We start from the raw sequence: 15,449 nt of genomic DNA, 5'->3' as shown, positions 1-15,449 counted from the left end.
GCATTAAGAAACTAGCGAGTAACGAGACTCAATTAGCTAATGCGTTTGTATTTAATATCCCAAACACCATGGCCTAAACGATGGCCACGCGCTTCAAATTTGGTTAATGGACGATCATCAGGACGAGGAACATAATCGCCTTCTACAGCGATATTTTTGTATCCAGGAGCTTGATTCATCACTTCAATCATGTGTTCTGCGTAGTTTTCCCAGTCTGTTGCCATGTGGAAAATACCGGATTCCACTTGCAGTTTTTGACGCACCATTTCGGCGAACTCTAGCTGAACAATACGGCGCTTATGGTGACGTTTTTTATGCCAAGGGTCTGGGAAAAACAGTTGCAATGTAGTCAGGCTACTATCAGGAATCATATGCTCGAACACTTCAACCGCATCGTGACACATCACGCGTAAGTTAGTGACTCCTGCTTCACGAGCAGACGCTAAACACGCACCAACGCCAGGGCTATGTACTTCAATACCTAAGAAGTTTTTCTCAGGTGCATTTTTGGCCATTTCAACCAAAGACGCTCCCATACCAAAACCAATTTCCAGAACCACCGGATTATCATTACCATACACTGCCTTCCAATCTAGCAATTGTTTTTGGTAATCAATTCCCATTGTTGGCCAGCACTCATTTAAAGCGGCTTCCTGACCTTTTGTTAGTCGACCTTCACGACGAACGAAACTACGAATTTTTCGTACAATTTTACCGTCGTCAGTGAACTCGTTAGTGGTTACTTCACTCATTGGTTTTGCCTGCGCATTGATTAAACAGAGCGGGAATTATCCAAAGAATTGCCTTCGGTGCAAGTATTAAACGAAAAAATGCTAATCCCACATGAATTGTGTGTTGTTATTCGACCATTATTCGCCATGATAGAACCACTGAAATCACAGCTGGTGTCTTTTCATAGTATTTGGCTATCCATTACACTGTGATTAAATTTTATATCATTATCATAATAAAAGAGCATGTCGTGACTCCTTTTGCAAAGTCGATCCTCAATTGGTATGACGCTTACGGACGTAAGAGCTTACCATGGCAACAAAATAAAACTGCTTACAGCGTTTGGTTATCGGAAATCATGTTGCAACAGACTCAGGTTGCTACCGTGATTCCTTATTTCGAGCGTTTTATGGAGCGCTTCCCTACCGTGCAAGCCTTAGCTCAAGCACCTCAAGATGAAGTACTGCATCTTTGGACTGGATTGGGTTATTACGCTCGAGCGCGTAACCTGCATAAAGCCGCTCAAATGGTAGTTGAAAAACATGGGGGCGAATTTCCTCAAGATATTGAGGAAATGAATGCCCTACCAGGTATTGGACGATCAACAGCAGCAGCGGTCCTTTCTTCTGTCTACCAATTGCCTCATGCTATTTTAGATGGCAATGTGAAACGCACGTTAGCACGCCATTATGCCGTTTCAGGTTGGCCTGGACAAAAAAAAGTCGAAAACCAATTGTGGGAATTTGCTGAGCTCAATACCCCAAAAGAACATGTCGATAAATACAACCAAGCAATGATGGATATGGGCGCAATGGTTTGCACTCGGAGTAATCCTAAATGCTTGCTCTGCCCAGTCCAAAAAAGTTGTCAGGCTTATAAACAAGGCACACCGCTCAATTATCCTGGTAAAAAGCCGAAAAAAGAAAAACCCGTGAAACAAGCTTGGTTTGCTATGTTCCATCACGACAATGAAATTTGGTTAGAGCAACGCCCACAAACTGGTATTTGGGGTGGGCTCTACTGTTTTCCTGAAAATACCCACAATGATCTACAAACTATGATTGATACTCGAGGGATCAAAGACTCCACGATCCTTAGACAAGAAACATTGATCACTTTTCGCCATACTTTTAGCCATTATCATCTCGATATCACGCCAGTTTTATTCGAATTGTCAGCAAAACCTGACATGATAATGGAAGGAACTAAAGGTCTTTGGTATAACTTAACTCAACCCGAACAAATCGGTTTGGCAGCCCCTGTAAAGCAATTGCTCGACAGCCTGCCATTTGAATTGATGCATAATTAAGAGGATATCTCTATGAGCCGCACTGTATTTTGTGCTCGCCTACAAAAAGAAGCGGAAGGTCTCGACTTCCAACTTTATCCAGGTGAATTGGGTAAACGCATCTTTGATTCAATATCTAAAGAAGCTTGGGCAGAATGGCAACACAAACAAACCATGCTGATCAATGAAAAAAAATTAAATATGATGGATCCAGAACATCGTAAATTACTAGAAGAAGAAATGGTTAAGTTTCTATTTGAAGGACAAGACGTCCACATTGAAGGTTATACCCCACCAAGTGAATAATAGCGTAGGGTGAAAGACGGATTCTTTCACCCTTTTATTTTGGATACTCAATTATTAAAGCACCGTACTAATGGCCTGACGAGGAAGCGATGAAGCCTTACCTATATTGTTTAGTTCTGTTTCTCTTAACCGGTTGTAGTCGAGAGATGATAGCCAAACTCTATGATATAGATTACGAGCCAACCAACCGCTTTGCCAAAAATCTTGCCCAACTTCCAGGGCAATATAGAAAAGATACTGCAGCACTAGATGCCTTAATCAATAGTTTTTCCGGCAAAATCGAGCAGAAATGGGGCCGTAAAGAAATCAAAATCGCAGGGAAACGTAACTACGTAAAGTACATAGATAACTACCTGAGCCGGACAGAAGTCAACTTTGATAAAGGGACAATCTTGGTTGAAACTGTTGCGACGACAGAACCAAAGCAACATTTGCGTCAGGCAATTATCACCACTCTTCTAACCCCAGATAACCCTTCTCAAGTCGATTTATTCTCTTCCAAAAACGTACAACTTCAAGGACAACCGTTCTTGTATAAACAGGTTGTCGATCAAGATCATCAGCCCATCCAATGGTCGTGGCGTGCAAAACGCTTTGCCGATTACTTGATTACACATCAACTCAAAGTTAAAAAGGTCGATTTTAAAAAGTCTTACTATGTGGAAATCCCCATGGTAGCTGATCAAATTGAAATACGTAGTTACAAGTATGCAAACATCGTAAGAAGAGCGGCTAAACGCTATGGGATCGATGAAGACCTAATTTACGCCATAATAAAGACAGAAAGCAGTTTTAACCCATACGCGGTGAGCTGGGCTAATGCTTATGGGCTTATGCAAGTGGTACCCAAAACGGCGGGACGTGATGTATTCCGCTTAGTCAAAAACCGTTCAGGCCAACCTTCACCAAAATATTTATTTAATCCAGAAAACAATATTGACACAGGGACGGCCTATTTTTATCTGCTTAAAAATCGTTACTTAAGAGAAGTGAATAATCCCCTATCACTTGAATATAGTATGATTTCTGCATACAACGGTGGCGCAGGCGGTGTACTAAATACTTTTAGCCGTAATAAAAGTCGAGCAGTCAGTGATATTAATCGTCTCCAGCCTAATCAAGTTTACTGGGCACTGACTAAAAAGCACCCTAACGCAGAATCACGTCGCTATCTTGAAAAGGTCACTCGTTACCAAAAAGAGTTCAATAATAAATAAAAAAGCAGCAAATCGTCCAAAATACCGACAGTTAACGCTTTTTTTTATTTTTTTTGCAAAAACAAGTTGACGTGAAGACCGAAAATCCGTTTAATAGCGCCCCGTTGCCCGGATAGCTCAGTCGGTAGAGCAGAGGATTGAAAATCCTCGTGTCGGTGGTTCGATTCCGCCTCCGGGCACCACGATTTATAATCTGGTGTTTCGTACTTAACGCAACGACAGATAGCACAATTTGGTTTGTTGATGTCATACATCAACCGCAATAGATAAAGTGTGCCGACTTAGCTCAGTAGGTAGAGCAACTGACTTGTAATCAGTAGGTCATCAGTTCGATTCCGATAGTCGGCACCATTTATTGCCTCGATAGCTCAGTCGGTAGAGCAGAGGATTGAAAATCCTCGTGTCGGTGGTTCGATTCCGCCTCGAGGCACCATTATTGTTCCCCCTTAGTTCAGTCGGTAGAACGGCGGACTGTTAATCCGTATGTCGCAAGTTCAAGTCTTGCAGGGGGAGCCACTTTTCGAAAACCACAGCATTCGCTGTGGTTTTTTCGTTTCTACGTTACACTCTTCCGCATTATCCCAAAAGCGCAATTGCTACCGTTCTATTTTTCAGGAAGAGAACTCAGACTTGTTCCTTGTTCATCAACAAGTTCCCCCTTCTTTAAGTTAGCTTAAGAAAATTGCACCATTTAGTATCGTGAGCACCACAAGCTTATCTGCCCTATATACCTCATCTATTTTCAGACTCTAAATTGAGACATAAAGCCGATCTAAGCCTGCTATCACTGTGATAAAAATATAAGGCCACTGCGACAATATGAAATCTGTGACCTTTTTATAAGATTTTATCCCCAAGTAACCTCAAGATGCTGTTTCAGCGAGAATGGTTTCGCTCTTAGGTAAAGCACGGATTTGCTTTTTAGGCGGGTAATATGGATAGGGTATAGCAAATTCATTAGCCACTGCCATATTAAAACACTGGATTAAAAACGATCAGCCATCTGTATCGCTTCCCTTTCCATTGCAATTTGAAAGGTTTTTTTCACCCTTTTTTTGTATATAAATGACTAAAAACAAGTCATTGAGTATATAAAAACAACAAACAAACTTTTTTTTGCAATTTAGTGTTGACGACAAATCGGAAAAACCGTTTAATACACCTCGTCGCCCGGATAGCTCAGTCGGTAGAGCAGAGGATTGAAAATCCTCGTGTCGGTGGTTCGATTCCGCCTCCGGGCACCACGATTTATAATCTGGTGTTTCGTAGTTAACGCAACGACAGATAACATGATTTAGTTGGTTGATGTTATTCATCACAACATAAATAAAGTGTGCCGACTTAGCTCAGTAGGTAGAGCAACTGACTTGTAATCAGTAGGTCACCAGTTCGACTCCGGTAGTCGGCACCATTTCTCTTACGAGAAACACAATCTGTTCCCCCTTAGTTCAGTCGGTAGAACGGCGGACTGTTAATCCGTATGTCGCAAGTTCAAGTCTTGCAGGGGGAGCCACTTTTCGTTAAATAGTTAATTGACTGTTTAACCTCAGTGCCGACTTAGCTCAGTAGGTAGAGCAACTGACTTGTAATCAGTAGGTCACCAGTTCGATTCCGGTAGTCGGCACCATTTCTCTCACGAGAAACACAATCTGTTCCCCCTTAGTTCAGTCGGTAGAACGGCGGACTGTTAATCCGTATGTCGCAAGTTCAAGTCTTGCAGGGGGAGCCACTTTTCGAAAACCACAGCAATCGCTGTGGTTTTTTCGTTTTAGCCTAGGTTAATCGTTCTCGAATATTCATAAAGCCCCCCTCCTCTTTACCACGTTTAAAGCCATCTCATATTACGAATGCAAGAAATAAAAAGCTCTAATCCTATACCCCAATAACCTCAACATGCAGAATTCAGAGCCTCATCAACGAGCCTAGGACCAGCTCAAGCACGGCAGGAATGGTCATTCCCTTTCAACGTAGAATCACAATGTCTTCATCCTAAGAGCGAATATATTCTAGGCTGAAGAGGTTACTTGGATATCAATATAAAAAAACCGGCTCAAGGCCGGTTTCGTTTGTTGTAAAAGGTATCAATGAATACCTTTCACTTTTTTAATCACATCATAAGCATGCTGTATCTGCTGTGATTTCTCTTTAGCAACATTCATCATCTCTGGAGGTAACCCTTTTGCAATCAGCTTATCAGGATGGTGCTCATTCATCAGTTTGCGATAAGCACGTTTTATCGCTTTAGCATCCGCATCGGCCGATACACCTAAAATCTCATAAGCATCTTCGAGCTGACTCGCCGCAGACTCCTGCTGCCAGCTTCCTGATTGCTGCTGACCTGAATATTGCTGTTGACCACCAAAGCCGCCACCTCGTTGAAAACGAAACGCAGCTTCTTGCATACGTAAACGCTGTTCGAGTTGCTGAGCCGAAAAACCCAGTCCTGCTGCAATTTTAAAAAGTAGTTCTCGTTCACTTGGATCTAACTCACCATCAGCAAACGCTGATGAAACTTGAAGTTCAATAAAGATTTGGAGTAGATCAAACCTGCCAGAAGTTAAAATCCGAATTTTTTCCAATACTTGGTCTAAAGGAAAATCAGCTTCTTTACCTTGGCGAAATGCATCCTGAGCAATACGACGTTGTTCGCCAGATAACCCCATACGATCCATGACTTGAGTCGCTAACTCAATCTCTTGCCGAGTCACCTTCCCTTTTGCTTTCGCTACATGTCCCATCACGGCAAATGCCGCATTAAAAAACTCTTGTTGACGTTCGGCCTGACTCGGGCCATTGAATGCCCCGGAGGAAAAACCAGCTTGACTTAAGCGTCTAGCTTTATCAAATTGATGGCCAAGAAATAATCCAAATAATAATCCGATCGGTCCGCCAAACAGAAACCCGAAAAAGGCGCCAAGAATTTTGCCAAAAATCTGCATTATGTGCTCTCATCTGTGAATTTTTAAGTTGTAAAGCAGTCTGATAGTGTCGGAAGCGCTAAATTCCTTTATGATATGAATCGTTTTATTAAATTTTCGCATTCGCTCCCGATTTTTTAGGAATCATTTAAGCTCAACAGGATAGTACAATTCAATGTTACGTTTTTCCCGCACGTTTTTAGCCGCTTCTATTAGCGCGGCTCTATTCGCGCCTCTAACTCAAGCTGCTGAAGACACTCAAGTTAATAGCTCGCTAAAACCGGCTGCCATTGATCAATGCATCATCAATGAACCTGAGCAGGAAAACTCGAAGGAACAGCCTATCAATGTCGAGGCCGATAAGCTAGAAGCAATTAATGGTAATAAAGCCACTTATTCTGGCAATGTTGTTGTCACTCAGGGTAAAAAGCGTATCAAAGCGCAAAGTGTTACGCTCCATCAAAAAGAAAATGTTGTCGTTGCTGAAGGTGATGTGCAATTTAATGATGGACAAGTCAAGACCCGTTCAGATAAAGCAACAAACAACCTTAACTCTGATGAGATGACATTAGAGAACACAGATTATAAATTTCTCTGTCAACCTGGACGTGGACATGCCGTTTATGTCGCTCGTACAGGTAAAAAAGTTTATCAAATTGAAGATGGCTCTATTACCTCATGTCCTGAAGGTGATAGCTCGTGGCGTTTCGTTGCTTCAAGCATCGATGTCGACCAAGATGAAGAAGAGGCAACTTTTTATAACCCACGCTTTGAAATTCAAAACGTCCCAGTGATGTATTTACCTCTTTTAACCGTGCCTATTGGCGATAAACGTAAAACAGGTTTTCTATACCCTAGCGTTTCCTATGGTTCGAAAGACGGTATGGAAATGGAGGTGCCATTTTACTGGAACTTAGCTCCAAATTACGATTTAGAAACCTCTTTGCACTATATGCAAAAACGAGGCGTACAATTAAATAGTAAATTCCGTTACTTATCTGAACTAGGCTCTGGGGAAATCACCTCAGAATATCTCCCTGATGATAAAGACTATGATGGTGACGGCGCTCGCTGGGGCTTCCAGTATGAACACAATGGCATTTACAATAAAAACTGGAAATTCACGATCGACTACTCAAAAGTCAGTGATATTGATTACTTTACAGATTTGAGTTCTAGTGTTGGTAATCGTGAAGATGGCCAGCTAATGCAAGAAGGTGAAGCAAAATACCGTTCAGATAACTGGGATGCTTCACTGCTAGTACGTAACTTCCAGTTATTAACCGAAAGTGACAGTGATCTTCCATACAAATTGCTGCCAGAGCTGTCTTATAACTACTACGCACCAGAATTGATGCGTTATCTAGACTTCGATGTAAAAAGCCATATTGCGCGTTTTGAAAATGATTCAGATAACAAGCCATCAGCGACTCGTGTTCACGTTGAACCAGGATTGACGATTCCACTGGCAAATACCTGGGGTAATTGGACAACTGAAGCTCGCATGTTAGGGACGTATTATCAACAAGATCTCACTGGTGTTGATCTCACGGATATCAAAGCAGACGGTTACGATCTTAAAGAAAGCACCTCACGCTTTGTTCCTGAGTTTCGAAGTCACGCGGGTATTACCTTAGAAAGTAATGATAAGTTCTTAGGGGAATACACTCAGACGCTAGAACCTCAAGTTCAGTATCTCTATATTCCAAAGCGTGACCAAAAAGAAATTTACTCTTACTACGATACAACTCTATTGCAAACTGACTATTACGGGTTATTCCGTTCTAATCCATACAGCAGTATCGATTACATAGCGTCAGCAAACCAAGTGAGTTACGGTGCGACCACCCGTTTCTTTGATGACCAGTATAAAGAGCGCTTTAACTTATCTTTTGGTCAGATTTTCTACTTCCATTCAGCCTCAACACCTCAAGACGTTGATGATGAAGAGAGCAGCTCTGACTTCTCAGCTTGGGCATTAGAAAGTGACTTTAACTACGATGATTACTTGTTCTATCATGGCGGCCTTCAGTTTGATACTGATAAAAATGACGTACAAACAGCAAACAGCACGTTGGAATATCGCTTCGATAAAGGCTACGTTCAAGCAAACTATCGCTATGTGAGCTTAGATTACATCCAAGAGCAAGCGAGCTTTATCACCAAAGACAACTACAAGTATTACACGACAGATGGTCTATCGCAGGTTGGATTGTTAGGCGCTTATCAGTTATCCCCAAAATGGTACGCGACCGGGCAATATTTCTATGATTTAACAACGGATGAACCTTTAGAGTGGATTGCTGGTCTACGTTATACCTCTGATTGTTGGTATATGGGCTTTACCTATAGTCGAGAGCTAGACCACTGGGAAAGCAGCTTATATAACTACCCAGATGCAGACCCAGTCTACGAAAATAACTTTGGCTTAAGCTTTGGCATCATTGGATTAGGTACCAATATGGGTACTGACCTGATATCAAGCAGTAGCTCATTAGGCTACGGACGACCATTTTTCTTAAATAACTAGACTATTTTCAAATAGTTAAACTTAAGGGCTGAAAATTCAGCCCTTCAATTTCAATAGGATCTAAAATGAAATTGTGGAAACACGCTTTAATTTGTTTAGTGACCCTGCTGACATGCACTAACGTACTGGCTAGACCGGTAGAACTGGATAAGGTTGCCGTTATCGTCAATGATGGCGTGATCCTGCAAAGTGATGTCGATAACGCAATAAAAACGGTAAAAGCGAACGTTAAACAGAGTGGTAAATCTTTACCATCGGCTGCTGTTCTTCATGATCAAGTCATCGATAAACTTATTCTTGATAAATTACAAGAACAAGAAGCGAAACGTATTGGTGTCAAAATCGATGATGCTCGACTAACTGCAGCGATTAAAGATATTGCTCAACGTAATAAACAATCGATAGAGCAACTTAAACAATCCGTTAAAAACGAAGGCTTAACTTACGAAGAGTTTCGCAACCAAATCCGCAAGGAAATGGAAATTAGTGAAGCTCGCAATGCATTAGTTCGCCGTCGTATTAATATCATTCCTGCTGAAGTCGATAACATGGCTAAACTGTTAGCGCAGCAAACAAATGCGACGGTTCAATATAAAATCAGTCACATCCAACTGCGTTATAACGATGACAATAAAGATGAAATGGAAAAGAAAGCACAGGATTTAGTGAAAAGACTTAAATCAGGTGCAGACTTTAGCCAATTAGCCATGAGCTACTCAAAAGGTCCTAAAGCCCTCAATGGTGGCGACTGGGGATGGATGCGTAAAGAGGAAATGCCCACCATCTTTGCTGATCATATTAGTGACCAGCACCAAGGTGATATTATTGGCCCATTTACTAGTGGCGCAGGCGTTCATATCCTGAAAATCACAGCAGTTAAAGGGCTAAAATCTGTTGCTGTAACAGAAGTTAATGCCCGTCATATCTTAATAAAACCGAGTGTAATTCTCAGCGATGAAGGCGCGAAAAAAGAGCTGAATAGTTTCATTCGCCGTATTAAAAATGGCGAAGCGACGTTCGGTGAGTTAGCGCAGCAATACAGCCAAGATCCTGGCTCTGCATCTCAAAAAGGCGAATTGGGTTACCAAACACCTGATATGTATGTTCCTGAGTTTAAGCACCAAGTGGAAACATTACCGGTAGGACAAATCAGCCAACCATTTAAAACCGTGCATGGCTGGCATATTGTGCAAGTGTTAGATCGACGCAAAGTAGATAAAACAGACGCAGCAATGAAAAACAAAGCTTATCGCATTTTGTTTAACCGTAAATTCAATGAAGAAGCGACTGCTTGGTTACAAGAACTAAGAGCAAGCGCTTATATTGAAATTCAAAAAGGTGATGACAGTGACAGTTAGAAAGTTGGTGGTAACAGCGGGGGAGCCTGCTGGTATTGGCCCTGATTTGGTTTTGGAATTATCCAAACATGACTGGCCACATCAATTAATTATTTGCGCAGATAAATCATTACTTGAAGACCGAGCCAAACAGCTCGGTATTCACGTTAATTTACTCGATTACAATCCAAACAGCCCTGCAAGTGCGCAGCAAGCTGGAACCTTAGTGGTTGATCATATTGCACAGCAAGAGCCGACAATAGCTGGCCAACTTAATGAAGCTAATGGCCGTTATGTATTAAAAACCTTAGAAAGAGCCGCTTTAGGCTGTATGAATGGTGAATTTGATGCTATTGTCACCGGCCCTGTGCATAAAGGGGTAATAAATCGTGCCGGGGTGGCCTTTAGTGGTCATACAGAGTTCTTTGCTGAACTCTCCAATACTCCACTCGTCGTCATGATGTTAGCAACTGAAGGCTTAAGAACTGCGTTAGTTACCACTCACATTCCTTTGGCCTACGTGTCTAAAGCGGTGACAAGCGAACGCTTAGAGAAAATCATTGATATTCTCCACGCAGATTTAGTCAATAAGTTTGCTATAGCACGACCTAATATCTACGTATGTGGGTTGAACCCTCATGCAGGAGAAGATGGTGTTCTGGGTCATGAAGAGATCGACACCATTAACCCAACATTAGAAAAATTGCGTCAAGAAAAAGGTTATCAACTGATTGGGGCTTTACCAGCAGATACCATTTTTAATGACAAATACTTACAAAACGCCGATGCTGTTTTAGGCATGTATCACGACCAAGTGCTACCGGTACTAAAATACAAAGGTTTTGGACAATCTGTAAACATTACTCTAGGTTTACCATTTATACGGACGTCCGTTGACCACGGAACTGCGCTTGATTTAGCAGGTACGGGTCTTGCTGATATGGGAAGCTTCAAAACAGCATTAAGACAAGCTATCGAGCTAGTTGATAAGAAAGCGAATTAATTTCGAGAACATTATGAGAAATGACGTCCATATGGGACACAAAGCGCGTAAACGCTTTGGCCAAAACTTTCTAAACGATCCATATATCATCGATGGGATCGTTTCTGCTATCAATCCAAGACCTGGGCAAAATCTTGTTGAAATTGGTCCTGGTTTAGGCGCATTGACTGAACCTGTCGGCAAAGAAATCGATAGACTAACGGTTATCGAACTGGACAGAGATCTAGCAGAACGTCTACGCAATCATCCTGAATTAGGTGAGAAACTGACCATCCATGAAGGTGATGCGATGCGCTTTGACTTCACCCAGTTGGTGAAGCCAGACAACAAGCTGCGTATTTTTGGTAACTTACCGTACAACATTTCTACGCCGTTAATGTTCCACCTATTTGAGTTTCATAAAGACATCCAAGATATGCACTTTATGCTACAAAAAGAAGTGGTAAAACGTCTTGCTGCTGGACCAGGTAGTAAAGCGTATGGTCGTTTAACCGTGATGGCTCAATACTACTGTAAAGTCGTTCCTGTTTTAGAAGTACCACCCACTGCCTTTGTTCCACCACCAAAAGTGGATTCAGCAGTTGTACGATTAGTGCCATACGAGACTCTACCTCATCCAACTACGAGTCTAAAATGGCTCGACAGAGTGGTTCGTGATGGTTTTAACCAACGCCGTAAAACCGTTCGTAACTGCTATAAGGGTTTAATCGACGTAGAACGACTTGAAGCCTTGGGAGTTAACCCAGCTATGCGTCCAGAAAACCTCACTCTGGAACAATTTGTTGCAATGGCAAATTGGCTAGATGCCAACCAAAGTGCATAATGAGATAGGACGACGAAAGTCGTCCTATTTTCTTTTCTCACTATTTCAAGGAGTTGATATGGATTTTTCTAAGCCTTGTATCAAAATCCAAGTTCACACAAAATATATCCCTGAACAATCAACCCCTGAGCAAAATCGCTATGTGTTTGCTTATCTCATCACGGTTAAAAACCTCAGCACTGAAACCGTTCAATTAATTGGACGTCGCTGGCTAATCACTGATGCTAATGGCAAACAGATGAACGTAGAAGGCGATGGTGTTGTTGGGGAACAACCTTTTATTCCAGGTAACGACGAATACACCTATAGCAGTGGTACCGCTATAGAAACGCCAGTAGGAGTCATGCAAGGTCACTACATCATGCATAATTCAGATGGGAAAGAGTTTCTCGCGGAAATAGATCCCTTCCGCTTAGCCGTTCCAAATGTATTAAATTAATGGAGTGATTATGTCGACCTATATCGTTGGTGACATTCAGGGTTGTTTAGACGAGCTCAAGCTCTTACTCAAACAAGCAAACTTCAAAGCAAAAAAAGATGAACTTTGGCTCGCTGGCGATTTAGTCGCTAGAGGTCCAAAATCATTAGAGACGCTCCGCTTCATTCGCTCTCTGGGGTCATCTGCTAAGGTTATCTTAGGTAACCACGACCTTCATTTACTCGCCGTATCACTAGGGATTCATAAAGCGAAACCTAAGGATAAAACCCAGCCTATTTTAGATGCGCCAGATCGAGATGAACTACTCGACTGGGTTCGTCATCAACCTCTGATGCTGGAACATCAAGATTTTGTCATGTGTCACGCTGGAATTTCACCACAATGGGATTTAGTAACAGCTCGCAGTGCGGCACAAGAAGTGGAAGAAATACTACATCACGGCGACTGGCAGTGGCTTTTAAAAGAGATGTATTGCAATTTGCCTGATCAATGGTCCGATGAATTACAGGGGATTGATCGCTACCGATACATTATCAATGCTTTTACTCGCATGCGTTTTTGCTACACAGACGCTCGTTTAGACATGCAATGTAAACTACCGCCTAAAGAAGTACATAACCAAGAATTGATGCCTTGGTTTCAAGTACCGAACCGAGTCTCTTTCCCTAAAACAATTATCTTTGGTCACTGGGCTGCGTTAGAAGGCTACACTGGCACCGACCTTTATGGATTAGATACAGGATGTGTTTGGGGAGGAAAACTCACCATGTTGCGATGGGAAGATAAAAAGCTGTTTACTCAAAAAGCCCTTGAGAACGTATCTTAAACATAAAGCCAGTATGACACTGGCTTTACTTTTGAAAGTTAAATAGCTCTATGGCACTGGACGTTCTAAAATGACGAAAGTCATATCATATATATTCTTTTCTCCATCAGATTTATACTCACGATTATAAATCTGTTCCCAGCATCCGCTGACTTTGCTCCAATCAGGGAAATGAGTATCACCATCGACATCGGCATCTATAAATGTAAGATAAAGCTTTTCAGCTTTAGGAAGAAATGCTTCGTATACACTTCCTCCGCCAATAACCATAACTTCTTCAGCCCCAGAAGCCGACTCAATAGCTTGCTCTATAGAAGGTACTATTATAGCGCCATCGACGTCAAAATTAGGATCTCGACTAATAATGATATTTTTTCTATTTGGTAATAATCGTCCTATCGACTGATAGGTTTTTCTTCCCATAACAACAGGCTTACCAAGAGTATTCTCTTTAAACCATTTAAAATCTTCTGGTAAATGCCAAGGCATAGCATTATCACTTCCTATAACTCTGCTCTGTGGGGGATTAATAAACCCATTTTCTTTAGTTATTGCTCCATTATGAGCGAGAGCTGCAATCATGCTAATTTTCACTTTAAATACCTTCAGTGAACGGAAAGATTCGAAATTATACAAGAATATATTAATAGCACAATGAAGTATAAAGCATCATGACTAGACAATGGGTTTACGGCGATAGAATAACAGCCCAGGCACAGCAAGACCAACAGCTAACCCTGCGATAATAAACATCGCTTTTAAGAAGTTTTCCATCAACGTTTGGAGAAGCAACAATGAAAACCCATCATGGTTAATCTGTACCATAGCAATCATTGCTTTATAAGCGAAAACGCCCGGTACCATTGGAATGATCCCCGCGACAGTAAAGACCTTAGGATGGGCTAAAAACTTCTTAGACCAATACACACCAATAAAGCTCACTATCGAAGCAGCAAAAAATGTAGCCCATTCAATGGGAATGCCAAAGTGCATCATTAAATAGCGCGAGCCGTGGCCAACAGCCCCCAATATGGCACAAAATCGTAACGCATGAACTGGGACATTAAATACCAATGCAAAACCGACCGCAGGAATTGATGCAAAAAACATATCATTTAACAGGCCTAACATCAGATCAATCATATACTTACCATCCCCATACACCCGTCACTCGCATTGCTGCGATAATGCCAAGACAAATCGATAACGTCAGTAGACTGGCAAACGTGAACCGAGCAATGCCCATATTCACATACCCTTTTAACATATCTGCGACAGCGTTTATTAATGGGAAACCAGGAACCAACATCAATACAGAGGAAGCCATAACTAGTGTTGGTGTATTACCAATATGGTAATTAATCGCTTGAGTTGAGACTAAAGAAGTTACAAATGCAGTCGCAGAAAACGTGAGTAAAGGGTTAAAGTGACGCGCGGCCATCTCTTGTCTCGCCATCATTCCTATCGCTGAAGCTAGAAAAGTCATACCAAATACAGGCCAATCACCTCCCGCTAAACGACTGAATGAGGCACAAGACAATCCAATCATGATAACAACCAGCCAGCGGTTATAGCGCTTAGGGCTCACCGTATCGAGCTTATGTTGCGCCATTGTGTGATCGAGTAAACCTCGTTCCATCATGATACAAATACGCTGTACTTGAGTCACAACACGCATGTTTAGGCCTTTATCGGTGCAACGCCTTGCGGTCGTAATACAGTGCCCTTTATACACAGTGGTAACGACGAGCGAGCTAGCAGACAGCGAGACTTCAACTTCACTCATTCCACAGGCAAATCCCATCCGGCGCATAATATCACCGACCAGAGTACTCTCTGCTCCATGGGCAAGTAGCATCTTTCCGGCATGAGCAATCAGCCGAGAAACTGCTCTTTGTCTAGAGGCCATTGAATCCTTTCCTATTTAATCATCTCATTCATATTAAAGCCGATGATATATCAATCGGTAAACAGCAACGATGGTTTAATCTAACAATTGAGATCGCAAAATATAAAAAAGCCGCTGTCAT

At 41.9% G+C, this 15,449-nt stretch carries 14 protein-coding genes and 9 tRNA genes; 18 read left to right on the top strand and 5 right to left on the bottom strand.

Annotated features, from left to right (window positions below; translation table 11 throughout):
- Positions 1–32: 32 nt before the first annotated feature.
- Positions 33–752 (bottom strand): tRNA (guanosine(46)-N7)-methyltransferase TrmB, encoded by a 720-nt coding sequence (gene trmB, locus I1A42_RS12810; RefSeq protein WP_161153990.1) that lies wholly within the window; start codon positions 750–752, stop codon positions 33–35.
- Positions 753–982: 230 nt separating this feature from the next.
- Here trmB and mutY point away from each other — a divergent pair, with 230 nt between their 5' ends.
- The 12 genes from mutY (at position 983) to I1A42_RS12750 (ending at position 5,272) form a co-directional block, all read left to right on the top strand.
- Positions 983–2,041, top strand: a complete 1,059-nt coding sequence (mutY, locus tag I1A42_RS12805) for an A/G-specific adenine glycosylase (protein WP_196123668.1) — start codon at positions 983–985, stop codon at positions 2,039–2,041.
- Between the two features lie 12 nt (positions 2,042–2,053).
- Complete coding sequence (locus tag I1A42_RS12800) at positions 2,054–2,326, top strand: oxidative damage protection protein (protein WP_161153992.1); 273 nt, start codon at positions 2,054–2,056, stop codon at positions 2,324–2,326.
- Positions 2,327–2,415: 89 nt separating this feature from the next.
- Positions 2,416–3,543: a membrane-bound lytic murein transglycosylase MltC gene (mltC, locus tag I1A42_RS12795; protein WP_196123667.1), complete on the top strand. Its 1,128-nt coding sequence runs from the start codon at positions 2,416–2,418 to the stop codon at positions 3,541–3,543.
- A gap of 106 nt (positions 3,544–3,649) precedes the next feature.
- Positions 3,650–3,725: transfer RNA gene (locus I1A42_RS12790), tRNA-Phe, on the top strand.
- Positions 3,726–3,818: 93 nt separating this feature from the next.
- Positions 3,819–3,894, top strand: a tRNA-Thr gene (locus I1A42_RS12785).
- Between the two features lie 6 nt (positions 3,895–3,900).
- Positions 3,901–3,976, top strand: a tRNA-Phe gene (locus tag I1A42_RS12780).
- 7 nt (positions 3,977–3,983) lie between these two features.
- A tRNA-Asn gene (locus tag I1A42_RS12775) sits at positions 3,984–4,059 on the top strand.
- A gap of 652 nt (positions 4,060–4,711) precedes the next feature.
- Positions 4,712–4,787, top strand: a tRNA-Phe gene (locus I1A42_RS12770).
- 91 nt (positions 4,788–4,878) lie between these two features.
- A tRNA-Thr gene (locus I1A42_RS12765) sits at positions 4,879–4,954 on the top strand.
- Positions 4,955–4,980: 26 nt separating this feature from the next.
- Positions 4,981–5,056: transfer RNA gene (locus I1A42_RS12760), tRNA-Asn, on the top strand.
- A 38-nt stretch (positions 5,057–5,094) separates the two neighbouring features.
- Positions 5,095–5,170: transfer RNA gene (locus I1A42_RS12755), tRNA-Thr, on the top strand.
- A gap of 26 nt (positions 5,171–5,196) precedes the next feature.
- Positions 5,197–5,272: transfer RNA gene (locus I1A42_RS12750), tRNA-Asn, on the top strand.
- 352 nt (positions 5,273–5,624) lie between these two features.
- On the opposite strand, the gene djlA is transcribed toward I1A42_RS12750, so the two are convergent.
- Positions 5,625–6,482 carry a co-chaperone DjlA gene (djlA, locus tag I1A42_RS12745; RefSeq protein ID WP_161153994.1) on the bottom strand — a complete coding sequence of 286 codons (858 nt, stop codon included), beginning with the start codon at positions 6,480–6,482 and terminating at the stop codon, positions 5,625–5,627.
- Between the two features lie 154 nt (positions 6,483–6,636).
- Here djlA and lptD point away from each other — a divergent pair, with 154 nt between their 5' ends.
- The 6 genes from lptD to apaH all read left to right on the top strand — a co-directional run bounded on the left by lptD (position 6,637) and on the right by apaH (position 13,419).
- The gene (lptD, locus tag I1A42_RS12740; protein ID WP_196123666.1) at positions 6,637–8,991 is read left to right on the top strand and encodes an LPS assembly protein LptD; all 2,355 of its coding nucleotides are present in this window, start codon (positions 6,637–6,639) and stop codon (positions 8,989–8,991) included.
- A 65-nt stretch (positions 8,992–9,056) separates the two neighbouring features.
- Complete coding sequence (gene surA, locus I1A42_RS12735; RefSeq protein ID WP_196123665.1) at positions 9,057–10,349, top strand: peptidylprolyl isomerase SurA; 1,293 nt, start codon at positions 9,057–9,059, stop codon at positions 10,347–10,349.
- Complete coding sequence (gene pdxA, locus I1A42_RS12730; protein ID WP_202436353.1) at positions 10,333–11,331, top strand: 4-hydroxythreonine-4-phosphate dehydrogenase PdxA; 999 nt, start codon at positions 10,333–10,335, stop codon at positions 11,329–11,331. The genes surA and pdxA overlap by 17 nt, the downstream gene beginning before the upstream one ends.
- Positions 11,332–11,344: 13 nt before the next feature.
- On the top strand, positions 11,345–12,154 hold the full coding sequence (gene rsmA / locus I1A42_RS12725) for a 16S rRNA (adenine(1518)-N(6)/adenine(1519)-N(6))-dimethyltransferase RsmA (RefSeq protein ID WP_161153998.1): 810 nt from the start codon (positions 11,345–11,347) through the stop codon (positions 12,152–12,154).
- 58 nt (positions 12,155–12,212) lie between these two features.
- A complete protein-coding gene (gene apaG, locus I1A42_RS12720; protein ID WP_196123664.1) occupies positions 12,213–12,593 on the top strand; it encodes a Co2+/Mg2+ efflux protein ApaG in 381 nt (126 codons plus the stop codon).
- 10 nt (positions 12,594–12,603) lie between these two features.
- Positions 12,604–13,419: a bis(5'-nucleosyl)-tetraphosphatase (symmetrical) ApaH gene (apaH, locus tag I1A42_RS12715; protein ID WP_196123663.1), complete on the top strand. Its 816-nt coding sequence runs from the start codon at positions 12,604–12,606 to the stop codon at positions 13,417–13,419.
- A gap of 48 nt (positions 13,420–13,467) precedes the next feature.
- Here apaH and folA read toward each other — a convergent pair whose 3' ends face one another.
- The 3 genes from folA to I1A42_RS12700 all read right to left on the bottom strand — a co-directional run bounded on the left by folA (position 13,468) and on the right by I1A42_RS12700 (position 15,328).
- Entirely contained in the window at positions 13,468–14,013 is a 546-nt protein-coding gene (folA, locus tag I1A42_RS12710) for a type 3 dihydrofolate reductase (RefSeq protein ID WP_329604824.1), read from the bottom strand.
- Between the two features lie 81 nt (positions 14,014–14,094).
- Entirely contained in the window at positions 14,095–14,562 is a 468-nt protein-coding gene (locus tag I1A42_RS12705; protein ID WP_196123662.1) for a threonine/serine exporter family protein, read from the bottom strand.
- Positions 14,563–14,566: 4 nt separating this feature from the next.
- Positions 14,567–15,328, bottom strand: a complete 762-nt coding sequence (locus tag I1A42_RS12700) for a threonine/serine exporter family protein (RefSeq protein ID WP_196123661.1) — start codon at positions 15,326–15,328, stop codon at positions 14,567–14,569.
- Between the last annotated feature and the right edge of the window lie 121 nt (positions 15,329–15,449).

The organism is Vibrio nitrifigilis (assembly GCF_015686695.1).
GTDB lineage: Bacteria > Pseudomonadota > Gammaproteobacteria > Enterobacterales > Vibrionaceae > Vibrio > Vibrio nitrifigilis.
Note: the sequence above shows the minus strand (reverse complement) of the source record. Positions and strands in the feature narration are given on the sequence as shown.